The sequence below is a fragment of the Nocardiopsis oceani genome (genome assembly GCF_054777395.1).
Genome location: NZ_BAAHAR010000027.1, coordinates 58,643 through 79,694 on the forward strand (window position 1 = coordinate 58,643; position 21,052 = coordinate 79,694).

Below are 21,052 nucleotides of genomic sequence, written 5' to 3' on the forward strand. Positions count from 1 at the left end.
GGTTACTTCTCGGCGGCGGCGAGCTGTCCGCAGGCGCCGTCGATCTCCTGGCCGCGGGTGTCCCGGACGGTGACGGAGACCCCGTGCGACTGGAGCCGCCGCACGAACTCCCGCTCGTCCTCCGGGCGCGAAGCCGTCCACTTCGATCCCGGTGTCGGGTTGAGCGGGATGAGGTTGACGTGCACCAGGTGGCCCTTGAGGAGCTTGCCCAGCAGGTCGGCCCGCCAGGCCTGGTCGTTGATGTCCTTGATCAGCGCGTACTCGATGGACACGCGGCGGCCGGTGGTCCCGGCGTAGCGCCAAGCGGAGTCCAGGACCTCCTGGACCTTCCACCGGGTGTTGATCGGCACCAGCTCGTCGCGGAGCTCGTCGTCCGGAGCGTGCAGCGAAATGGCCAGGCGGACCTGCATCTTCTCGTCGATGAGCTTGTTGATCGCGGGCACCAGGCCCACCGTGGAGACGGTCACACCGCGCTGGGAGATGCCCAGACCGCCCGGGACCGGGTCGGTGAGCTGTCGGCAGGTCTGCAGCACCCGCTTGTAGTTGGCCATGGGCTCACCCATGCCCATGAACACGATGTTGCTGATCCGGCCCGGTCCCCCGGCGACCTCGCCGCGGTCGAGGTCACGGGCGCTCGCGACCACCTGCTCGACGATCTCGCCGGTGGACAGGTTGCGGGTCAGCCCGGCCTGGCCGGTGGCGCAGAACGGGCAGTTCATGCCGCAGCCGGCCTGAGAGGAGATGCACAGGGTCACCCGGTCGGGGTAGCGCATCAGCACCGACTCGAACATGACCCCGTCGAAGGCCTTCCAGAGGGTCTTGCGGGTCATCCCGTTGTCGCAGGTGATGTGCCGGACCGGGGTGAGCAGCGTGGGCAGCAGCGCCTCGCCGAGCTTCTCCCGGGAGCCCTCGGGGAGATCGGTCATCTTGGCAGTGTCCGACTCCAGGGCACCGTAGTAGTGCTGGGCGATCTGCTTGGCCCGGAAGGGCTTCTCGCCCAGTTCCCGCACGACCTCCTGCCGCTCTTCGGGGCTGAGGTCGGCCAGGTGCCGGGGCGGCTTGGCGCGGCGGGGTGCGACGAATGTGAGCTCGGCGGGCATAAGTATCCGTAAGGAGTGGAGTCGGTGGACTGCGCCCGGCGCGGAAGGTATGTGACGGCACGGGTCGTTATACGACCTATACGCGGCTTCAGTGCTGCTCCGCCTGTCAGGGCACTACCGTCGATTCTACTTACTGTGCGGACGGCCCGGACTGGGTACAGTTCCGGGTGCAACGACAAAACGACAGCCTTGAGGGTCGGCGCGTGGGAGGGCCGGTGACCGGGATCGACGTCCTACTCGACGAGATCAGTCCGTATCAGAGTCGTCGCGTCGTCGTCGAGTGTGACTCCCACACCACGGCCGCCTACCTGCTGGACGCCCGTGAGCGCATCCGGGTCCCGGTGTGGCTGGCCAACCACGAGAGCGCCCCGCGGGAGAGCGAGTCGAGCGGCCTCTACCAGGGCGAGGCCCCGCTGATGCCGGAGGCCTACACCAAGCACCCGCAGGGGCGCCCCCGCTTCGACCCGGCCACGCTGCGAGCGGTGTGGTTCGAGGAGGGCGACGGGGTGGCCCTCGTGGACGAGGAGGGCCTGCTCGCGGTGATACCGGGTTGGGCCGAGGCCGACAGCGGCCTTCCCGGATACGCCCGCGAGGCGATCGGGCACAGCGCCTACGCCTGGGAACTGGACTCGGTCAAGAACCAGTTGTGGCCCCGGGTGGTCCACGCCGAGGCGTACTGGGACTGGCGGCGCGCCTCCGGGGCCTGGCGCAGCGTGCAGCGGACCGTCCTCAGCCACCTGAACCGGCGGATCGGCGAGCCCGGGCACTACTGGGACGTCTCCGACGGGCACCCGCCGCTGCTGCGGGTCTCGGAACGCCCGCCCACCGAAGAGAGACCCTTCACCGTGCTCTCCACCGTGGGCATGTGCGGGCAGCGGATGCCCACCCTGGACCGCTACATGGCCGACACCTCCCACCATGCGCGGGTGGAACTGGCCTTGGCGACGACCATGCCCGCCCACCACGCCGCACGGATCTTCCGGTGGATCGGGGCGTTCCCGTGGCGGGCGGTCACCTGGTTCGGGACGGGGCACACGGTCAAGTGGCTGGACAACCCCGAGGACCGCTCCATGCGCGGCGGCGCGGGCGCCGTTCTGCTGCTGGAGGACCCCAGCCCCTTGATGAACGACCCCGCCCACCTGCCACCGGACACCTCGGGGCTGACCTTCCAGGGGGACCCGGTGCGGTGGTTGTGGATCGTGCCGATCTCCCGGCCCGAACACCTCTTCGCCAAGGAACACGACAGCGCCACCCTCGTGGAGAAGCTGGCGGCGGAGGGCCGCAGCTGGGTCCTGTCCTGAGTCCTGGCCCGGGTTCTGAACCGGCCCTGTCCCGGTGCGGGTGAGCCACTGCACCTGTGTGGGCGGACCTCTCCCCCGGGGAAAACGTGTTGACCCCCCTCCCCCGATCCGCGAGTGTGCTTCGGTCGCTGTTCGACCGGGACAGCGGGTCCGGGGACGAGAGGGCGGGTGCGGGGATGACAGGGCAGGTTCGGGAGTGACCCGGACGAGGGACGCCGGTCCCGGTATCACCGCGCCGTTGGCGCACCCGGCCTTCCGGGTCCTGGCACTGGGCCGGGTGCTGATGCTCTTCGCGAACGGCATGGCCTCGGTGACTCTGGCCTTCGCCGTGTTGGACGTGACCGGTTCACTGGCCTTGGTGGGCTTGGTGGTGGGCGCGCGTTCCGCGGCCAACGTGGCACTGCTGCTGTTGGGCGGGGTTATTGCCGACCGGTTGCCGCGCTCACTGGTGCTCCAGGGCGGTTGTGCGCTGGCCGCGCTGTCGCAGGGCCTGTTGGCCCTGGCGCTGCTCACCGGCGCCGCGTCCCTGCCCCTGATGGTCCTCCTGAGTGTGGTGAACGGAGCCGCTGCGTCGGTCAACCTGCCGGCCGCGGCGGCGCTGACCCCGCAGACCGTTCCGCTCCGCCTCCTACGCCAGGCCAACGCCCTGGTGGGCATCGCCAAGCACATGGGCATGTTCGCCGGGATGTCCGTGGGCGGTGTGGTGGTCGGCCTGGCGGGTGCCGGATGGGCGATCGCCGCGGTGGCCGCGCTCTTCGCCGCAGCCGGTGCGGCCTTCCTCTTCCTCCGCCTGCCGACAACCTCTGGGGTGACGGCCTCGGGCGGCAGCGTCTTGGCCGACCTGCGGGACGGGTGGGGCGAGTTCGTGGCCCGGCCGTGGGTGTGGATCATCGTGCTGCAGTTCATGGTGGTCAACGCCGGGTGGTCGGCCACGACCGCCGTTCTGGGTCCGGGGATCGCCGACGAGACCTTCGGGCGGACCGCGTGGGGACTCCTCATGGCCGTCAACAGCGCCGGGCTGCTGGTCGGCGGGGTGCTGGCCGCGCGTTGGCAGCCCCAGCGCGCCCTGTTCTACGGGACCGCTCTGGTGGCGTTCCAGACCGCGCCGTTCTTCGTGCTGGCCACCCCTTCGCCGGTGGTTCCGCTGCTGTTCGCGGCGATGTTCGTCGGCGGAGTGGCGGTGGAGCAGTTCAGCGTGGCCTGGGAGGTGTCGGTGCAGGAGAACATCCCGCCTGAACGGCTCTCCCGTGTGTACTCCTACGACGCTCTGGGGTCGTTCGTGGCGATGCCGGTGGGGCAAGTCGCGATCGGCCCGGTGGCCGAGGCGATCGGGCCGGGCCGGGCACTGCTGATCGTGGCGGGGCTGACGCTCGCGGCGACCGGGGCGGCGGTCTCCACGCGGAGCGTGCGCTCACTGCGGCGCCGGTGAGGTGTGGGAGCGGCCCGTGCCGCGCCGGTCGCGCACCTGGCTGAACACGTGGTGGAGGCGGGCCATCTCCTCGTCGCTGAAGCGTTCCACGAACCGGAGCAGGGTGGCGCCGGGGTCGGGGCCGGTGTCGAGGACTTCGCCCATCATCCGCGCGGTGTACTCGGCGTGGCTCTCCCGGGGCCAGTAGACCCAGGCGCGGCCGGACTTCTCGCGGTCCAGCATCTCCTTGTGGAAGAGGATGTTCGCGACCGTCATGACGGTTGTGTAGGCGATCTCCCGGTCGTAGACCATGGTCTCGCGGACCTCACGCACGGAGAGCGGACCCTCAGAGCGCCACAGCGCGCCCATGATGGCCGCCTCCAGTTCCCCCAGCCCCTTCATGGGCCTCCCCCACCCGATCTCGTCGGCGTTCGTAAGGCGATCGTAGGCAGGGGAGGGTCGTCCACGTGGGCGAACGGGGTAGAGCGCGCAGATCCGTACACCGCCGTGACCGTTCACCGGCGTTTCACCGCCGGGCACCCCTCGCGCACCGTCGGTTGCTGTCCGGCGGCGCCGATCGGGACGCCGTCGAGAAACATGTGACGCGCCGCACCGGGCTTGGCCGGAGGCGGTCACAGGAACGCGCAGCAAAAATCCCGACAAACAGGAGGAAATGCGACCCCATAGACACCCAGGGCAAGGATGGCGACACGCAGAGGCAAGGCACGTGTGAAAGATTGTTAGGTATCTCCCAGTTTCAACAACACGGATGTTCCCGCCCAGGAGGCCCGTACAAGTAGCCTGGTACGCGACGAGTGCTGGCCAGGTCAGATAGTCCTCGCGCGAGCGGGGCGATACCTTGCTTCTATTGAGCCCGCCTTGCCAGCAGCCACCCGTCTTACCTACACATTCACAAGCGAGCTGCGGAAGTGGGCGATCTCCGCCGTGTCGTCTGAGGCGTCTCAACCCCTGACAGATTTCGGCCCCAACGAGTGGTTGGTCGAGGAGCTTTATCAGAAGTACTTGAACGACCCGAACTCCGTTGACAAGGCCTGGTGGAACTTTTTCGCGGACTACAAGCCCGCGGAACCGGCTGGCGGCAAGGCAGGGGGCGGCGCTGCGAAGACGCAGGGCGAAAAGGCCCCCGCAGCCCCGGCTCCGAAGAAGAAGTCCGCCGCCGCGGCCCCGGCCGCGGCACCCAAGAGCACCGATGATGCGCTCCAGGTCAACGAGGAGCGGCTGCGCGGCGCACCCGCCCGCACCGCGACCAACATGGAGTCGAGCCTGGGGCTGCCGACCGCGACGAGCGTTCGCGCGGTGCCGGTCAAGCTCCTGTTCGACAACCGCATCGTGATCAACAACCATCTCCGGCGCGGCCGCGGTGGGAAGGTCTCCTTCACCCACCTCATCGGCTACGCCATGGTCAAGGCAGCCAAAGCCATGCCGGAGATGAACTACTCCTACACGGAGGTGGACGGCAAGCCCGGCGTCGCCAAGCCCGAACACATCAACTTCGGCCTGGCGATCGACCTGCAGAAGGGCGACGGTTCCCGGCAGCTGGTCGTGCCCTCCGTCAAGAAGTCCGACGAGATGGACTTCAACGAGTTCTGGAGCGGCTACGAGGACCTGGTCCGCAAGGCCCGCAACAACAAGCTGGGCGTCCCGGACTTCCAGGGCACCACGATCAGCCTGACCAACCCGGGCGGCATCGGAACCGTGCACTCCGTGCCGCGCCTGATGCCCGGACAGGGCACCATCCTCGCCGTCGGGGCCATGGAGTACCCGGCCGAGTTCCAGGGCGCGTCCCAGGACACGCTGAGCGAGCTGGGCATCAGCAAGATCATGACGATCACGTCGACCTACGACCACCGGATCATCCAGGGCGCCCAGTCGGGCGAGTTCCTGCGCCGGATCCACCAGCTACTGCTGGGCGAGGACGGTTTCTACGACGAGATCTTCAACTCGCTGCGGATCCCGTACGAGCCGGTCCGCTGGGTCCAGGACATCCACGTCAACAAGGCGACCCAGCTCGACAAGACCACTCGGGTCCAGGAGCTGATCCACGCCTACCGCGTGCGCGGCCACCTGATGGCCGACACCAACCCGCTCACCCACGAGCAGCGCAAGCACCCGGACCTGGACGTGCTCGAGCACGGCCTGACGCTCTGGGACCTGGACCGCGAGTTCCCGACCGGGGGCTTCGGCGGCAAGCAGGTCATGAAGCTGCGCGACGTCCTGGGAGTGCTTCGCGACACCTACTGCCGCACGGTAGGTATCGAGTACATGCACATCCAGAGCCCGGAGGAGCGGGAGTGGATCCAGTCGCACGTCGAGCGCGAGCACGAGAAGCTCGACCGCGACGAGCAGCTGCACATCCTGCACCGGCTCAACAGTGCGGAGGCCTTCGAGACCTTCCTGCAGACCAAGTACGTGGGCCAGAAGCGCTTCTCCCTCGAGGGGGGCGAGTCGCTGATCCCGCTGCTGGACGGCGTGATCTCCAAGGCGGCCAAGGCCGAGCTGGACGAGGCCGTCATCGGCATGGCCCACCGCGGCCGCCTGAACGTGCTGGCCAACATCTGCGACAAGTCCTACGGGCAGATCTTCGGTGAGTTCGAGGGCAACCTCGACCCGCGCAGCGCGCACGGCTCCGGTGACGTCAAGTACCACCTGGGCACCGAGGGGACCTTCGAGACCCGCGAGGGCGACAAGATCCAGATCTCCCTGGCCGCCAACCCGTCCCACCTGGAGACGGTCAACCCGGTGGCCGAGGGCATCGTGCGCGCCAAGCAGGACGTCCTGGACAAGGGCCCGCACGGCTTCACGGTCCTGCCGATCCTGATCCACGGCGACGCCGCGTTCGCCGGCCAGGGCGTGGTCGCCGAGACGCTGAACCTGTCCCAGCTGCGCGGCTACCGGACCGGCGGCACGGTGCACGTCATCGTGAACAACCAGGTGGGCTTCACCACCTCGCCGAACGACAGCCGTTCCAGCGTGTACGCCACCGACGTGGCCCGCATGGTCCAGGCGCCGATCTTCCACGTCAACGGGGACGACCCCGAGGCCGTGGTCCGGGTCGCGCACCTGGCCTTCGCCTACCGTCAGGCGTTCAACAAGGACGTCGTCATCGACATGGTCTGCTACCGGCGCCGCGGGCACAACGAGGGCGACAACCCCGCGTTCACCCAGCCGCTGATGTACGACGTCATCGACGCCAAGCGCTCCACCCGCAAGCTGTTCACCGAGTCCCTCATCGGCCGCGGTGACATCACGGTGGAGGAGGCGGAGTCCGCGCTGCGCGACTACCAGACCGAACTCGAGCGAGCCTTCACCGAGACCCGTGAGGTCGAGAGGAAGCCGGTCGAGGCGGGCGCCGTGGTCAAGCCCGAGGTCTTCACCGAGTCCCGTCTGGACCACTCCAAGGTCGAGACGGCGATCAGCACCGAGACGGTCAAGCGGATCATCGACACCCAGGTGTCGCTGCCCGAGGGCTTCACCGCGCACCCGCGCCTGACGCCCCAGCTGTCCCGGCGGGCGACGATGGTCGAGAACGACGCGGTCGACTGGGCCACCGGTGAGCTGCTCGCCTTCGGGTCGCTGCTGCTGGACGACCACCCGGTCCGCCTGATCGGCCAGGACAGCCGCCGCGGCACCTTCGGTCAGCGCCACGCCTCGCTGATGGACCGCGAGACCGGTCAGACCCACACGCCGCTCAAGCAGTTCGACAACGGGACCACGAAGTTCCACGTGCACGACTCGCTGCTCAGCGAGTACGCGGCGCTGGGCTTCGAGTACGGCTACTCGCTGACCCGTCCGGACACACTGGTGATGTGGGAGGCACAGTTCGGCGACTTCGTCAACGGCGCCCAGACCATCATCGACGAGTACATCAGTGCCGGCGAGCAGAAGTGGGGACAGCGCTCCAGCGTGACCCTGCTGCTGCCGCACGGCTACGAGGGCCAGGGCCCGGACCACTCCTCGGGCCGCATCGAGCGGTTCCTGCAGCAGTGCGCGCAGGAGAACATGACCGTCGCGATGCCGACCACCCCGGCGAGCTACTTCCACCTGCTGCGCTGGCAGGCGAAGTCGCCGCTGGAGCGCCCGCTGGTGATGTTCACGCCGAAGTCGCTGCTGCGCCTGAAGGCCGCGACGTCGGCCGCCGAGGACTTCACCTCGGGCACCTTCCAGCCGCTGATCGGGGACGACTCGATCGCGCCTGAGAAGGTCCGTCGCGTGGTCATCTGCTCGGGCAAGATCTACTACGACCTGGACGCGGCTCGCCGCAGCAGCGGTGACAAGCACACCGCGATCATCCGGGCGGAGCGGCTCTACCCGCTGCCGATCGAGGAGATCCGCGAGCAGCTGAAGGCCTACCCGGACGCGGGCGAGGTCCTGTGGGTCCAGGAGGAGCCGGCGAACATGGGTCCGTGGCCCTTCGTCGCGCTGGTCTTCTCCGAGCAGCTCGACCGTCCGTTCACCCGGATCTCGCGTCCGGCCTCCTCCGCGCCCGCGGCCGGTTCGGCCAAGCGGCACGAGGCCGAGCAGCGTGCCCTGGTGGACACAGTGTTCCCGCCCGCCGAATAAGCGGACGGACAACTGCATGTACTACACCGATCGTGGAATCGAGGAGTTGGAGAACCGCCGCGGTGAGGAGGAGGTCAGCTTCGCCTGGCTCGCCGAGCAGCTGCGGGTGTTCACCGACATCAACCCCGAGTTCGAGACCCCGGTCGAACGACTGGCCACCTGGTTGGCCCGGTTGGACGACGAGGACGACGAGTAGTCACACTGCGCCGCCCTGAGCGGAGCAGCCAGCCCGAGGGGCCCGGATCGTGCGGATCCGGGCCCTTCGGCCTGTCCGGGGCCCTTCGGTCCGTCGAGGGGTCGCTCAGGGGTGACCCCGAGGTCTCCCCGATGCGACCCTGGAAATCCGCGACATATCTTGAGTTCTAGGGACACGCGACATATCGTGAAGCCATCGAGAGCGAGTGGAAAGGATTCACGATGGCTCAATGGACCATCGACAGTCCGATGACCCACACCCTGGACGGCATCGTCGCCCTGAAGGTGCGGATCGTCGGCGGCCAGGTCAACATCATCCCCACCGACGACCCGGTCACCTTCGAGATCACCGATATCGAAGGTGAGCCGCTGGAGGTCACCCAGGAAGCGGGCATCCTCACCATCCACTACCGGGACCTCACCGGCCAGGGGCTGCTGGACCGGCTCAAGCCCATCCAGCTGTCCGGATACAAGGACGTCGCCTCGCGCCGGGCAACGGTCAACCTGCGGGTCCCGCGTGACTGCCCGGTCGAGGTGGCCACGGCGAGCGCGCCCGTGGTAGTCGCCGGTCTGACCTCCCGCAACCGGATCCGGACCGCGACCGGCGAGATCACCCTGGACGACGTCTCCGGCGAAACCGAGGTCAACACGGCCTCGAGCGGCGTTTCGGTACGGTCCCCCGGCGGCACCCTGGGCTTCAACAGCGCCAGCGGCCAGCTGGCGGTGGCCGGCGGTCGGCTCTCCGACCTGCGCGCCAAGACCGCCTCCGGCCACGTACTGGTCGACACCGACCTGACGCCCTCAGCCCGGGTCCGGCTGAACACCGTCTCCGGCGAGGTGGCCCTGCGGGTGCCCTCGGAGAGCTCCGCCACGGTCGAACTGCGGACCGTGACCGGGAAGCTGGACTCCGACTTCGGCCTCGACCGCCGGAGCGCGCCGGCGCGCAATGCCCTGAGCGGCAAGATCGGAGTGGGCGTCGACCCCGCTTCCATCACCGTCAACACCGTGTCCGGCCGGACCGCACTGCTGCGGCGCGCGCCGGAGGCTCCGGCCGCGATCCCCGAGGGGGCCTGAATGACCACCATTTTCGGCCACGGCAGACTAAGGCTCTACCTGCTCAAGATGCTGGACGAGAGCCCGCGGCACGGCTACGAGATCATCAGCCTGCTCCGTGACCGCTTCCTCGGCGTCTACTCGCCGTCACCCGGCACCATCTACCCCCGGCTCGCGCGGCTGGAGGAGGAAGGGCTGGTCACGCATACGGAGGAGGGTGGACGCAAGGTCTACAGCCTCACCGACAAGGGCCGTGAGGAGCTGCGGTCGCGCAGCAGCGACCTTGACGACCTCGAGCAGGAGATCACCGACTCGGTCCGCGACATCGCCCGTGCGGTGAAGCAGGACGTTCGGGCCACCATCAGCTCGCTGCGCGAGGAGCTCAAGTTCGCGGCGGGCGACCGCAGTGAGGGCTCCTCCCAGGGCGGATCCGGACGTGAGTCCCCGCGCGCGGACTCGGAGCGTTCCGAGGAGGAGCAGCGGGACCGCGGAGACAGCGGCATGTGGGCCCGTGAGTGGGAGCGGTTCGCCCAGGGCATCGGCGCCTTCGGGGCCGTCTGGGGCCGCACTGACCGGGACGGCTCCGAGCGGGACGGTTCCGAGCGGGACCGCAGCCGGGAGAGCGACGGGTACGGCGACGGGGACCGGCAGGACCACGACCGCCCCGACTTCGAGCACGCCCTGCGCGACTTCTCCGCACGTGTGCGCGACATGGTGCGCGGCGCCGGCCAGGTCGGCGGCTCCGCCGCGCACGACCTCCGTCGGATCCTGGACGACACCGTCGAGGTGATCCGTCGGGACATGGGCGGCTGGGGACCGTCATCCGAGGAAGGTTCGGAGTCCGGCGAGAGCACCCGCTCGGCGGACGGGCCCTCGAAGGACGGCGGCGAGGAGCGCGCTGAGGGGCACGGAGAGGGCTCGAAGGAAGAGCCCGAGGCCCCTCCGGCACGACCGATGCCGCCCTCCGGGGACGAGGACCCCTGGGGCACCGCCACCGGCGAGTCGGACCAGCGAGGCTGACGCCGCTCAGCTGACGGAAGGGCCCGGAGAGACCACAGCGGGGGCGTGGTCTCCCGGGCCCGTCCGTATCCCAGACCGCCCCAACCGAGAAGGGTCCCCAGGTGTTGGTTCCGTACACGATCGAGCAGGACGAGCGCGGGGTCTGGTGCGCACGCGCCCAGCTCGGCCCCGGGGTCAGTGCCCGCGGTGAGGGGGACACCCCCGACACCGCCCTGGCCGACCTGCGCGCGGCCTTCGCCGTCCTGGTCGAGGAGTACGACGCGCCCCTGGAGCTGATGTAAGTCCCCGGACCCGGAGACAGGACCGGCGGCAGGGTCGTCCCCCGAACGCTGGCGTGCCGTCCCTCGACTTCACCCAACGGCTCACCGCAACTGAGGTAAATTGTGGTTCGTCCGCAGAGGGGAGCCGTATGTCGCGCACAGTGCACGTGCCGTACACGATCGAACAAGACGAAGACGGAGTGTGGTGTGCCCACGCCCTGCTCCGGCCCGGCGTCGGTGCCCACGGTGAGGGGGACAATCCGGAGGTGGCCATCGCGGACCTTCGGGATGCGGTCATCCTACTGATCGAGGAGTTCGGGCCTCCTCAGGAACTAGAGCTCACGCTGGACGTTGCCTGATGCCGCCCATGCCAAGTATCCGTGGCGGGCAACTCGTCAAGGTACTGGAGCGATCGGGGTTTCAAGTAGCGCGCGTTCGCGGCAGCCACTATGTGCTCCGGCACCCGGACGGCCGTGGAACCACTATTCCCGTGCACCAAGGGCGAGACCTCGCGAAGGGGACCCTCCGGAGCATCCTCAAGGACTGCGGCATCAGCGTTGAGGAACTACAGGGTCTGTTGTGAGTCCCAGGGCCCGGAGACCGTCGTCTCCGGGCCCTCTCGCGCTCTCGTCAGCGTCAGCCTCAGCGGGGGGCGACGCCGTCCTTGCGGGCCTGCTCGGCGACCGCGGAGGCGACCGCCGGGACCACCCGGTCGTCGAAGGAGCTGGGGATGATGTAGTCGGCGCTCAGGTCGTCACCGACGAGATCGGCCAGTGCCGTGGCGGCGGCCAACTTCATGTTCTCGGTGATGTCGGAGGCCTGGGCGTCGAAGGCGCCCCGGAAGACTCCCGGGAAGGCCAGGACGTTGTTGATCTGGTTCGGGAAGTCGCTGCGCCCGGTGGCGACGACGCTCGCGTGCTTGCGGGCGACGTCAGGGTGCACCTCCGGGTTGGGGTTGGCCATCGCGAAGATGATCGCGTCCTCGGCCATGGTGGCCACGACCGATTCGGGGACCTCGCCCGCGGAGAGCCCGAGGAACACGTCGGCGCCTTCCAGAGCGCTCTCGATGGAACCGTCGAGGCCCGCCTTGTTGCTGATCGAGGCCAGCTCCTGCTTGATCGGGGTCAGCCCCTCACGGCCCTCGTAGATCATGCCCTTGGAGTCGGCCACGGCGATGTCACCGATCCCGCCGTCGATGAGCATCTTGGTGACGGCGACGCCGGCGGCGCCCGCACCGGAGACGACGACGCGCAGGTCGGAGAGCTGACGGCCGGTGATCCGGGCGGCGTTGTGCAGCGCGGCGACGGTCACGATGGCGGTGCCGTGCTGGTCGTCGTGGAAGACCGGGACGTCCAGGCGTTCGCGGAGCGCACGCTCGATCTCGAAGCAGCGCGGGGCCGCGATGTCCTCGAGGTTGATGCCGCCGAAGGACGGCGACATCCGCACGACGGTCTCGACGATCTCGTCGGTGTCGGTGCAGTTCAGAGCGATCGGCACGGAGTCGACGCCGCCGAACTGCTTGAACAGCAGCGACTTGCCCTCCATGACCGGAAGGGAGGCCTCAGGACCGATGTTGCCCAGTCCGAGCACGGCGGTGCCGTCGGTGACGACGGCGACCACGTTGCTCTTCCAGGTGTAGGTCTCGACGAGTTCGGGGCTCTCGGCGATGGCGTCGCAGACGCGGGCGACGCCGGGGGTGTAGGCGAGGGACAGGCCCTCGTGGTCGCTGACGTCCACTGAGGAGGTGACGTTCAGCTTGCCGCCACGGTGCATGGCGAAAGCCGGGTCCTCATCCAGGTGGGACGTGTCTTGAGAACGCGAAGAAAAGGTGGTCACTGCTTCAAACCCCTCGGTCTGCTGTTCGTCCGCGTCGGCCATGACGGGGACGGTCGGCAATAGCCGCGGACCGCGCGCGAAGACGTTTGGGTGCTAGGGGCGCTCTCCTCGGCCCCGGTCGGCCATGACCGGTGGTGTCGCCGAGGGAGACAAGTCTTCGCCGGACTCTTATGCGAGTGCTGCGCGTCCGCCTCTCACGGGGATGACCCGTTACGCAATCCTCTCACAACGGTGACCACAGGAAAATCGCGGGTCGGCACGATGGCACGTTACCGATGTATCGCACCATGCAGCATAATGTTCCGACTGTCGTTTCCGGTTGACCTGGCTGATCCCAGACACCGCTGCCCACCAGGCACTCCGTGCTCCCTGAAGGAGACCCCAGATGGCTCTGCGCAAGTCCCAGTCCAAGCCTCGGACCTATTTCACCGCCCTCGCGGCGGCCGGTGTACTGGTCCTGGCCGCTTGCGGCAACGGTGACGACGACGCCGCCAACGGTACCGAAGAGGCCCCCGAAGCACCCGAGGTGGCCGCCGACGAGGAGCTTGCCGCCCTCGTTCCCGACGACATCGCGGAGGCGGGTTCGGTCAGCATCGGCGTCGAGGCCGACTACCCGCCCGGGGAGTACCTGGACGACGACGGCGAGACCGTGCTCGGCTTCAACGTCGACCTGGTCACCGCCGCCCTGAACACGCTCGGCCTCGAGCCCGAGTGGGTGCCCGCCAACTTCGACTCGATCATCATCGGTGTCGACACCGGGACCTACAACCTCGGTGCCTCCTCCTTCACCATCACGGAGGAGCGCATGGAGGCCGTGAACATGGTGAGCTACTTCTCCTCCGGAACCCAGTGGTTCGCCCAGACCGGGAACCCGGAGGACGTGGACCCGGACAACGCCTGCGGCATGCGCGTCGCCGTGCAGACGGGGACCACCCACGACACCGACATCGAGGAGCGCAACGACGAGTGCGTCGAGGCCGGCGAGGACGAGATCACGATCGAGAAGTTCCCGAACCAGCCGCAGGCCACCGAGACGATCGTCTCCGGCCTGAACGACGCTTCCCTCGCGGACCTTCCGACCTCGCTCTACGCGCTCGAGGAGACCGGCGACCAGCTGGAGTTCATCGGAGAGCAGTACGACGCCGCCCCCTACGGCGTCCTCACCCACGAGGACGACGAGGAGATGGCCGAGGCCCTGGCGGCCGCCTTCAACGCCATCATCGAGGACGGCACCTACGAAGACGTGCTGACCGACTGGGGCATCGAGACCGGCGCCCTGGAGACCTCCGAGGTGAACCCCGACGTCGAGGAGTAGGCCCGCCCGCTCCCACCTGCAACACCAAGCGAAAGTCTGACTGTGACCTCACCGAGCGAACCGGTGGGCGGCCCGGGGTCGAAGGAACCGACCCCGGGCCGTTCGGCCGCCCCGATCACCGCCGTCCCCGTCCGGTACCCCGAACGGTGGGTAGCGGCGGGCGTCATCCTGGTCCTTGCCGCGATGTTCGTGCACATGCTCTTCACGAACCCCGCGTTCAACTGGTCCTTCATGTTGGACCACATGTTCTCGGACCCGGTGGTCCGCGGTGTGTGGATCACCCTGAGCGTCACCGTCCTGTCGATGATCATCGGCATTCTCCTCGGTATCGTCCTCGCGGTGATGCGGCTGTCCGGGAACCCCGTCCTGGTGTCGGTCTCCTGGCTGTACACGTGGTTCTTCCGCGGAGTACCCCGACTCGTGCTGGCGGTGCTCTTCGGCAACCTCGCCATCCTGTACTCGACCATCCACATCGGGCTGCCGTTCGACAACTACTGGATGCCGCTGCTCGGCCTCGAGGGCGACGCCCGCTTCTTCGAGATCGACGCCCGCACCTTGTTGAGCGGCTATTCTGCCGGGCTGCTGGCCCTGGCCCTGTCCGAGGGCGCCTACATGGCGGAGATCATCCGGGCGGGCCTGCAGTCGGTCAACAAGGGCCAGACCGAGGCCGCGCAGGCGCTCGGCATGAGCCGGAGCAAGATCATGCGGCGGATCACCCTGCCGCAGGCGATGCGCGTCGTCATCCCCCCGACGGGCAACGAGACCATCGCCATGCTCAAGGACACGGCGCTCTTGGCCTACGTGCCGGTGACCATCGAGCTCTTCTACCAGCTCCAGGCCATCGGTACGCGGAGCTACCAGATCTTCCCGATGCTGGTCGCGGCGTGCTTGTGGTACCTGGCGATCACCAGTGTCCTGATGGTCGGCCAGTACTTCATCGAACGCAGATTCAACCGGGGTGAGCGTGGCGGAGTCCGGGACCGCATCGTCGGAGGGGCGCACTGATGACTGACGAGAGCAAGGGCCACGGCGCCGAGGCCGTGGTCGAGACCGCCGAGGGCACTGCCCTGCCCGCCGAAGCCCTCGTGGTGGCCGAGGACGTGCACAAGAGCTTCGGGCGCCTCGAGGTCCTCAAGGGCATCGACCTCACGGTCAACCGCGGCGAGGTCATGTGCATCGTCGGCCCCTCGGGGTCCGGCAAGTCCACGTTCCTGCGGTGCGTCAACCACCTGGAGAAGCTCAGCGCGGGCCGCCTGTGGGTCAACGGCCAGCTCATGGGATACCGGCAGAAGCGCGGCCGCCTGTACGAGCTGCGCGACCACGAGATCGCCGCCCAGCGCAGCGACATCGGAATGCTCTTCCAGCGCTTCAACCTCTTCCCGCACCTGACGGTGCTGGGCAACGTGACGGAGGCGCCGGTCCAGGTCAAGCGGATCCCGAGGGCCAAGGCCACCGAGCGCGCCCTGGAGTTGTTGGACCGGGTCGGGCTGCCGGACAAGGCCAACGCCTACCCCGAACAGCTCTCCGGAGGCCAGCAGCAGCGTGTGGCGATCGCCCGGGCCCTGGCCATGGACCCGTCCCTCATGCTGTTCGACGAGCCCACCAGCGCCCTCGACCCGGAGCTGGTCGGCGAGGTCCTGGACGTCATGCGCGACCTGGCCAAGAACGGTATGACCATGGTGATCGTCACCCACGAGATGGGCTTCGCCCGCGAGGTCGGCGACTCCCTGGTCTTCATGGACGACGGCGCCGTCGTGGAGTCGGGGACCCCCGCCGAGGTGCTCACCAACCCGAGGCAGGAGCGCACCAAGGCCTTCCTGTCGAAGGTGCTGTAGGACGCCGGGCGCGGCCGCCAACAGCGCACACTCCGGAGCCCCGTGCGCTCTTCGGGTTCATCCCGAGAGCACACGGGGCCGTTTCGTGTCCTAACTCACTCTCCGGCACCAGAACCAGAACCCGGACGGTCGCGTCAAGTAGTGGGAAGCACACGAAGGGCACGCACACTTGGGAGGGCTGTGGAACTCCTCTACCTGATCTTCGGCATCGGCATCCTCTGGTTCGCCTGCGTACTGATCCAGCCACGGGTCGTCTGGTACGTGTCGGCCTGGCAGTACCGGAACCCGGAGAAGAACGAGCCCAGCGAGGCGTACTTCACGATGCACCGGCTGGGCGCGATCGCGGCGATCGTCGTTCTCCTGGGCTCGTGCAGTGTGCTCGCCAGCGCGGATTCCTCCGGTTCGGGGTCGGGCGGTTCCTCGTCTGACGATTCCTCCGAATCAGCGTCGGCCCCGGAGACCGATGCACCGGAGAGCAGTCCGAGTCCGGACTACACCGGGCCGGACGGGACCATTGACGTGACCACCTCCTCCGACAGCGCGCAGATCCGGGGATACGTCATCGAGGAGGACGGCGAGGGGAACACGGGCGAGGAGAGCACGCAACTGGCCGTCTACCTCGCCCACATCGAATGCGTCACCACCATCGGCGATACCTCTGCTCGGGAACAGGACGAAGACCGGGTCGAGATCTCCGCCATGCTCGGCGCGGGCGAGGCCTTCTGCGGAAGCGAGCGGGACGGCCTGCAGCGCGAGGCGGTGACCCTGAGCGAACCGTTGGGCGACCGCGAGGTCGTGGACACCGACGGCGACGTGATCCGCCACTGCGACACCTCCTGCGGCAGCTGACCGGCAACCGGCCGGGGAAACACGCCCGATCCTCTTGACCGGAGGGCCTCCCGGTCGCAGAGTCTTGTTTGCAGGGGCGAGCCCATCCGCCCCGAGGAGAGACATGGACGAGCGCACGGAGAAGGCACGCGAGCTCTGGGAGCACAGGTCGAGCGGCTACGACCTCGGGGGCCGGTTCGAGCCCTCGGCCCTCCGCAGCACTCGGAAGATCCTGTGCGGCGGGGCCCGGGGGCGCACCCTCGAAGTGGCCGTGGGTACCGGGCGGAACCTCGAGTACTACCCGCCCCAGGTGGAACTCACCGGCGTGGACCTCAGCCCCGCCATGATGGCCAAGGCACGGGAGAGGGCCGAGTCCTTGGGGCGCCCCATCAGTCTGGTGGAGGGCGATGCCCAACAGCTGTCCTTCGACGACCAGTCCTTCGACACTGTGCTGTGCGCGCTCGCCCTGTGCACGATTCCGGACCAGGAGCGCGCGCTGGCGGAGATGTACCGGGTCCTGGTCCCCGGAGGGCGCCTGCTGATGGTCGACCACATCGAGTACACGAGGTTCCCGTTCCGGTTCCGCGAGGGCCGACGGGAACACCCGCGCCGGCTCCCCCGGGAGCTGGCGGAAGAGGTCGGGTTCGTGGTGGGCCACCACGACCGCCTGTTGCTCGGCATGGTGGAGCGGGTGGTCGCCCACCGGTCGCGCTGAGGACACACGGTCTTCGCCGAAGAGCACGAGGGTGGCGCGGCAGGGCACGCGCGGGACGGGTCGGGCGGGCAATGTCGCCACGCGTCTCCCGCCAGCCCCGCAAACCCCCTCCGCCCAGCGCATACGCTGGGATCGACCGGCAGCCCCCGACCCGTGACCGAGGTGGTCCGATGATCCGCCCCGCCCGTCCCGACGACGTTCCCGACATGCACCGGATGATCGAGGAACTCGCCGAGTACGAGAAGGAGCCAGACGCGGTCGCAGCCACCGAGAAGGACCTCCACACCGCCCTGTTCGGCCCGGATGCCTCCGTGTACGCGCACGTGGCGGAGCACGCCGACGAGGAAGGCGCTCCGGTCACCGCGGGGTTCGCCCTGTGGTTCCGCAACTACTCCACCTGGACCGGGCGGCACGGCATCTACCTGGAGGACCTCTACGTACGCCCCGACATGCGCGGCAACGGACACGGCCTGGCGCTCCTGAAGAACCTCGCCCGGATCTGCGTGGAACGCGGATACACCCGTCTCGAGTGGTCGGTGCTCGACTGGAACACCCCCGCGATCGAGTTCTACAAAGCCTTGGGCTCAACACCCATGGACGGATGGACAGTCCGTCGCCTGGACGGCGACTCGCTGGCCGCACTGGGCTCCGAGAAGGGCTGAGCCAGGCCATTCGTCTCGTGTTCAGGCCTTGAAGGCCGGACACGATCTCTCATCCCTGCGTCAGTGGCAGGGTGAAACGAGATACATTGCTCTCAAGCGGCAACCTCGCCCCCCGAAGGAGGGACGTGACCGAAGAAACCGCTGTGCCCACGGCCGACGCTACTGGTGTTCGCGACGCTGTCACCGTCAACATGCCCGCCGACAGCGCTTATCTGTCTGTTCTGCGCACGGCGACGGCAGGGCTGGCCGCACGGCTCGACTTCACCCTCGACGAGATCGAGGACCTGAGGATCGGGGTCGACGAGGCGTGCGCGATGCTCCTCTCGCAGGCGCTACCAGGCACAGAACTGACCACGGAATTCGAACTCACCCCTGATGGGATGCGCATCACCGTCTCGGTACTGACCGCAGACGGACGCCTTCCAGCCCGGGACACCTTCGCTTGGACCGTCCTGTCCGCTCTCGCGGGGGATGTCGACGCGGGGGTCGGTCCGGACGACCGCGTCTACATCGTCCTGTACAAACGCCGAGGCACCCTGGAGCCGGCGTGAGCGAAAGGGGGCCCGCTCTGACAGCGAAGACCGAGCACGCGGTGCCCGACCGGGCGCGCGCGAGAGAGTTGTTCGAGCGCCTTAACGAACTCGACGCGGAGTCGGCCGAACGCCGGAGGATCCGTGACGAGCTGGTGGAGCTCCACCTGCCTTTGGTGGAGTACCTGGCCCGACGGTTCCGCAACCGCGGTGAGTGGCTGGACGATCTCACCCAGGTGGCCACGATCGGGCTCATCAAGTCGATCGACCGGTTCGACCTGGATCGGGGGGTGGAGTTCTCCACCTACGCGACCCCGACGATCGTCGGTGAGATCAAACGGCACTTCCGGGACAAGGGCTGGGCGGTGCGGGTTCCCCGTCGCCTCCAGGAGCTGAAGCTCTCGCTGACCAAGGCGGTCAGCGACCTTTCGCAGCGGGAGGGGCGCTCCCCCACCGTCGCGGAACTGGCCCAACACCTCCAGATGACCGAGGAGGAGGTGTTGGAGGGCCTGGAGTCCGCCAACGCCTACTCGACGGTCTCGCTGGACGCTCCCGACAGCGGTGACGAGGACGCCCCCGCGGTGGCCGACTCACTCGGGATCGTCGACGAGTCGCTGGAGGGTGTCGAGTACCGGGAGTCGTTGAAGCCGCTCCTCGAACAGCTTCCGCCCAGGGAGAAGCGCATCCTGCTGCTGCGCTTCTTCGGGAACATGACCCAGTCGCAGATCGCCCAGGAGCTGGGGATCTCCCAGATGCACGTGTCGCGCCTGCTGGCGCGCACCCTGGCGCAGCTGCGGCAGGCACTCACCACGGACGATTGACCTGGACCGTGGCCGACGGCCGCGGTGCCGCTACCGGCGCTTCTCTTCGATGCCGGTGAAGAGCACCGCGGTCGTCGGCGGTGCCAGAACGGCCGCGGTGGCGATGACGGCCGTGCCGAGCATCACGGCGCCGATGAGGTACTGATCTCCGGTGAACATGTAGTACGCCACCACCGCCATGAAGAGCTGGGTGACTACCACCGGGGTCCGGGCCCAGTCCCGCAGCTGCCACAGGCCGTAGGCCACGAAGACCAGTAGCGCGCCGACGCCGACACCGATCAGGGTGAGCGGCATCGCGGACGATACGGGGTCCGTCGCCTGGCCGGCGATCACGGTGTAGAGGCTGTAGATTCCGCTGACCGCGGAGGCCACCCCGATCAGGGCCTCCAGCGCTGCGGCGACAACGATGGTGAAGGGACGCGAAGACACCTGACGAGCCTATACGCGTCCGCGGGGTCCCGCCTTCCACCCCCGCACGGCTGATGTGGCGCGGGTCACCCCAGCGCCCGCGGCCAGACGTCTCACCGCCTACACTGGCCGAGTGCGCGCCCTATTCATCGTGAACCCCCATGCCACCACGACCACACCCCGTACCCACGAGGTGATCCTGGGCGCACTGGCCGCAGAACTGGACATCACCACCATCGAGACGGCCTACCGCGGCCACGCCAGGGAGCTGGCACGGGACGCGGCCGCGCAAGGCTACGAACTCGTGTTGAGCCTCGGCGGCGACGGCACCGTCAACGAGGTCGTCAACGGGCTTCTCGCCACGCCCGACGGCCTGGCCCGCCCTCGGTACGCCGTGATCCCCGGTGGCAGCGCGAACGTGTTCATCCGCGCCTTGGGGGTTCCGGGCGACCCGGTCGAGGCGACCGGCGCGGTGCTTCAGGCGATCCGGGCCGGGCACGAGCGGGAGATCGGCCTGGGCCGCATCACCAGCGACCAGGACGACCGCTACTTCACTTTCTGTGCCGGATTCGGCTGGGACGCCGACGTCGTGCAACAGGTCGAGCACGAACGGGGCAACGGCCGGAAGGCCACTCCCGCGCTCTACGCGGAGGCAGCGGTAAAGCTGTTCTTCCAAGGGGATATCCGCGATCCGTCACTCAGCGTGTCCAACGGCGGAAGGCCTCTAGACCATGTCTATTTCGCTTTGGTCACGAACACCACTCCGTGGACGTACGCGGGGTCCCTGCCGCTTCAACCAACGCCGGCATCCCGTTTCGAGTTGGGCTTGGACGCTTTCGCCCTGACGCAGTCCTCGCACGCGTTGACCGGATGGATACTTTCCCAAATGTTCTTCCCCAGGGGCCTTCCGGCCCGCGGGGACGGCTACGTGACCTGGCACGACCAGGGATCTCTTCGGATCGCGTCGACCCACCCGAGAGCCTTCCAAATCGACGGTGAATACCTGGGCGAGCGCGAAGAGGTCAACTTCCACTCGGTACCGAACGCATTACGACTCTTCTGTTAATTGCGGAAAGGACGCCATTCAGGAGCACTGTGACGCACCCGACACGCGGAACAGGACCTTTGACCCCACGAGCTCTTGCATGGCTTCCGTGATGCTGTCACGCTCAACATATCGCCGC

22 protein-coding genes are annotated in these 21,052 nt (G+C 68.2%); 18 read left to right on the forward strand and 4 right to left on the reverse strand.

Annotated elements, in window-relative coordinates; translation table 11 throughout:
* Positions 1-2: 2 nt before the first annotated feature.
* On the reverse strand, positions 3-1,100 hold the full coding sequence (gene rlmN, locus ACYVDG_RS17335) for a dual-specificity RNA methyltransferase RlmN (RefSeq protein WP_460753362.1): 1,098 nt from the start codon (positions 1,098-1,100) through the stop codon (positions 3-5).
* Between the two features lie 215 nt (positions 1,101-1,315).
* Here rlmN and ACYVDG_RS17340 point away from each other — a divergent pair, with 215 nt between their 5' ends.
* Both ACYVDG_RS17340 and ACYVDG_RS17345 read left to right on the forward strand, forming a co-directional pair.
* A complete protein-coding gene (locus ACYVDG_RS17340; protein ID WP_460753365.1) occupies positions 1,316-2,401 on the forward strand; it encodes a suppressor of fused domain protein in 1,086 nt (361 codons plus the stop codon).
* Positions 2,402-2,597: 196 nt separating this feature from the next.
* Complete coding sequence (locus ACYVDG_RS17345) at positions 2,598-3,830, forward strand: MFS transporter (protein WP_460753370.1); 1,233 nt, start codon at positions 2,598-2,600, stop codon at positions 3,828-3,830.
* Here ACYVDG_RS17345 and ACYVDG_RS17350 read toward each other — a convergent pair.
* Complete coding sequence (locus tag ACYVDG_RS17350; RefSeq protein ID WP_460753373.1) at positions 3,813-4,211, reverse strand: BlaI/MecI/CopY family transcriptional regulator; 399 nt, start codon at positions 4,209-4,211, stop codon at positions 3,813-3,815. The genes ACYVDG_RS17345 and ACYVDG_RS17350 overlap by 18 nt on opposite strands.
* A 543-nt stretch (positions 4,212-4,754) precedes the next feature.
* Between ACYVDG_RS17350 and ACYVDG_RS17355 the strand changes: the two genes are divergently transcribed.
* The 7 genes from ACYVDG_RS17355 (at position 4,755) to ACYVDG_RS17385 (ending at position 11,501) form a co-directional block, all read left to right on the forward strand.
* Positions 4,755-8,390: a multifunctional oxoglutarate decarboxylase/oxoglutarate dehydrogenase thiamine pyrophosphate-binding subunit/dihydrolipoyllysine-residue succinyltransferase subunit gene (locus ACYVDG_RS17355; RefSeq protein WP_460753377.1), complete on the forward strand. Its 3,636-nt coding sequence runs from the start codon at positions 4,755-4,757 to the stop codon at positions 8,388-8,390.
* Positions 8,391-8,406: 16 nt separating this feature from the next.
* Entirely contained in the window at positions 8,407-8,586 is a 180-nt protein-coding gene (locus ACYVDG_RS17360; protein WP_460753382.1) for a DUF6104 family protein, read from the forward strand.
* Positions 8,587-8,807: 221 nt separating this feature from the next.
* A complete protein-coding gene (locus tag ACYVDG_RS17365) occupies positions 8,808-9,659 on the forward strand; it encodes a DUF4097 family beta strand repeat-containing protein (RefSeq protein ID WP_460753386.1) in 852 nt (283 codons plus the stop codon).
* On the forward strand, positions 9,660-10,658 hold the full coding sequence (locus ACYVDG_RS17370; RefSeq protein WP_460753389.1) for a PadR family transcriptional regulator: 999 nt from the start codon (positions 9,660-9,662) through the stop codon (positions 10,656-10,658). It begins immediately after the preceding gene.
* Between the two features lie 101 nt (positions 10,659-10,759).
* Positions 10,760-10,939 (forward strand): hypothetical protein, encoded by a 180-nt coding sequence (locus ACYVDG_RS17375; protein WP_460753393.1) that lies wholly within the window; start codon positions 10,760-10,762, stop codon positions 10,937-10,939.
* Positions 10,940-11,067: 128 nt separating this feature from the next.
* Positions 11,068-11,277 carry a type II toxin-antitoxin system HicB family antitoxin gene (locus ACYVDG_RS17380; RefSeq protein ID WP_460753397.1) on the forward strand — a complete coding sequence of 70 codons (210 nt, stop codon included), beginning with the start codon at positions 11,068-11,070 and terminating at the stop codon, positions 11,275-11,277.
* A gap of 8 nt (positions 11,278-11,285) precedes the next feature.
* Complete coding sequence (locus ACYVDG_RS17385) at positions 11,286-11,501, forward strand: type II toxin-antitoxin system HicA family toxin (RefSeq protein ID WP_460753402.1); 216 nt, start codon at positions 11,286-11,288, stop codon at positions 11,499-11,501.
* A gap of 59 nt (positions 11,502-11,560) precedes the next feature.
* Here the strand turns inward: ACYVDG_RS17385 and ACYVDG_RS17390 are convergent, their stop codons facing one another.
* Complete coding sequence (locus ACYVDG_RS17390; RefSeq protein ID WP_460753408.1) at positions 11,561-12,796, reverse strand: NAD(P)-dependent malic enzyme; 1,236 nt, start codon at positions 12,794-12,796, stop codon at positions 11,561-11,563.
* Between the two features lie 343 nt (positions 12,797-13,139).
* On the opposite strand from ACYVDG_RS17390, the gene ACYVDG_RS17395 reads away from it, so the two are divergent.
* From ACYVDG_RS17395 to ACYVDG_RS17430, 8 genes are all read left to right on the forward strand, one after another.
* The gene (locus ACYVDG_RS17395) at positions 13,140-14,069 is read left to right on the forward strand and encodes an ABC transporter substrate-binding protein (RefSeq protein ID WP_460753413.1); all 930 of its coding nucleotides are present in this window, start codon (positions 13,140-13,142) and stop codon (positions 14,067-14,069) included.
* Between the two features lie 42 nt (positions 14,070-14,111).
* Positions 14,112-15,074, forward strand: coding sequence for an amino acid ABC transporter permease (locus ACYVDG_RS17400; protein WP_460753416.1), 963 nt, complete (start codon positions 14,112-14,114; stop codon positions 15,072-15,074).
* Complete coding sequence (locus ACYVDG_RS17405; protein ID WP_460753419.1) at positions 15,074-15,904, forward strand: amino acid ABC transporter ATP-binding protein; 831 nt, start codon at positions 15,074-15,076, stop codon at positions 15,902-15,904. Before ACYVDG_RS17400 ends, ACYVDG_RS17405 begins: the two co-directional genes overlap by 1 nt.
* Before the next feature lie 180 nt (positions 15,905-16,084).
* Positions 16,085-16,753: a hypothetical protein gene (locus tag ACYVDG_RS17410; protein ID WP_460753422.1), complete on the forward strand. Its 669-nt coding sequence runs from the start codon at positions 16,085-16,087 to the stop codon at positions 16,751-16,753.
* A 103-nt stretch (positions 16,754-16,856) separates the two neighbouring features.
* Positions 16,857-17,447, forward strand: coding sequence for a class I SAM-dependent methyltransferase (locus ACYVDG_RS17415; RefSeq protein ID WP_460753425.1), 591 nt, complete (start codon positions 16,857-16,859; stop codon positions 17,445-17,447).
* Between the two features lie 170 nt (positions 17,448-17,617).
* Positions 17,618-18,109 carry a GNAT family N-acetyltransferase gene (locus ACYVDG_RS17420; protein WP_460753428.1) on the forward strand — a complete coding sequence of 164 codons (492 nt, stop codon included), beginning with the start codon at positions 17,618-17,620 and terminating at the stop codon, positions 18,107-18,109.
* Between the two features lie 125 nt (positions 18,110-18,234).
* Positions 18,235-18,660, forward strand: a complete 426-nt coding sequence (locus ACYVDG_RS17425) for an ATP-binding protein (protein ID WP_460753431.1) — start codon at positions 18,235-18,237, stop codon at positions 18,658-18,660.
* Positions 18,661-18,701: 41 nt separating this feature from the next.
* Positions 18,702-19,460, forward strand: a complete 759-nt coding sequence (locus tag ACYVDG_RS17430; RefSeq protein ID WP_460753529.1) for an RNA polymerase sigma factor SigF — start codon at positions 18,702-18,704, stop codon at positions 19,458-19,460.
* A 30-nt stretch (positions 19,461-19,490) separates the two neighbouring features.
* Here the strand turns inward: ACYVDG_RS17430 and ACYVDG_RS17435 are convergent, their stop codons facing one another.
* Positions 19,491-19,889, reverse strand: a complete 399-nt coding sequence (locus tag ACYVDG_RS17435) for a hypothetical protein (protein WP_460753434.1) — start codon at positions 19,887-19,889, stop codon at positions 19,491-19,493.
* A gap of 112 nt (positions 19,890-20,001) precedes the next feature.
* On the opposite strand from ACYVDG_RS17435, the gene ACYVDG_RS17440 reads away from it, so the two are divergent.
* Positions 20,002-20,934 carry a diacylglycerol/lipid kinase family protein gene (locus ACYVDG_RS17440; protein ID WP_460753437.1) on the forward strand — a complete coding sequence of 311 codons (933 nt, stop codon included), beginning with the start codon at positions 20,002-20,004 and terminating at the stop codon, positions 20,932-20,934.
* The last annotated feature ends 118 nt before the right edge of the window (positions 20,935-21,052 follow it).

Bases quoted from the DNA above. Each gene is read 5' to 3' on its own strand.
- ACYVDG_RS17365 (WP_460753386.1), top strand. From the start codon at position 8,808: ATGGCTCAATGGACCATCGACAGTCCGATGACCCACACCCTGGACGGC.
- ACYVDG_RS17405 (WP_460753419.1), top strand. From the start codon at position 15,074: ATGACTGACGAGAGCAAGGGCCACGGCGCCGAGGCCGTGGTCGAGACC.
- ACYVDG_RS17370 (WP_460753389.1), top strand. From the start codon at position 9,660: ATGACCACCATTTTCGGCCACGGCAGACTAAGGCTCTACCTGCTCAAG.
- ACYVDG_RS17360 (WP_460753382.1), top strand. From the start codon at position 8,407: ATGTACTACACCGATCGTGGAATCGAGGAGTTGGAGAACCGCCGCGGT.
- ACYVDG_RS17390 (WP_460753408.1), bottom strand. From the start codon at position 12,796: ATGGCCGACGCGGACGAACAGCAGACCGAGGGGTTTGAAGCAGTGACC.
- ACYVDG_RS17380 (WP_460753397.1), top strand. From the start codon at position 11,068: ATGTCGCGCACAGTGCACGTGCCGTACACGATCGAACAAGACGAAGAC.
- ACYVDG_RS17420 (WP_460753428.1), top strand. From the start codon at position 17,618: ATGATCCGCCCCGCCCGTCCCGACGACGTTCCCGACATGCACCGGATG.
- ACYVDG_RS17385 (WP_460753402.1), top strand. From the start codon at position 11,286: ATGCCAAGTATCCGTGGCGGGCAACTCGTCAAGGTACTGGAGCGATCG.
- ACYVDG_RS17395 (WP_460753413.1), top strand. From the start codon at position 13,140: ATGGCTCTGCGCAAGTCCCAGTCCAAGCCTCGGACCTATTTCACCGCC.
- ACYVDG_RS17415 (WP_460753425.1), top strand. From the start codon at position 16,857: ATGGACGAGCGCACGGAGAAGGCACGCGAGCTCTGGGAGCACAGGTCG.
- ACYVDG_RS17350 (WP_460753373.1), bottom strand. From the start codon at position 4,211: ATGAAGGGGCTGGGGGAACTGGAGGCGGCCATCATGGGCGCGCTGTGG.
- rlmN (WP_460753362.1), bottom strand. From the start codon at position 1,100: ATGCCCGCCGAGCTCACATTCGTCGCACCCCGCCGCGCCAAGCCGCCC.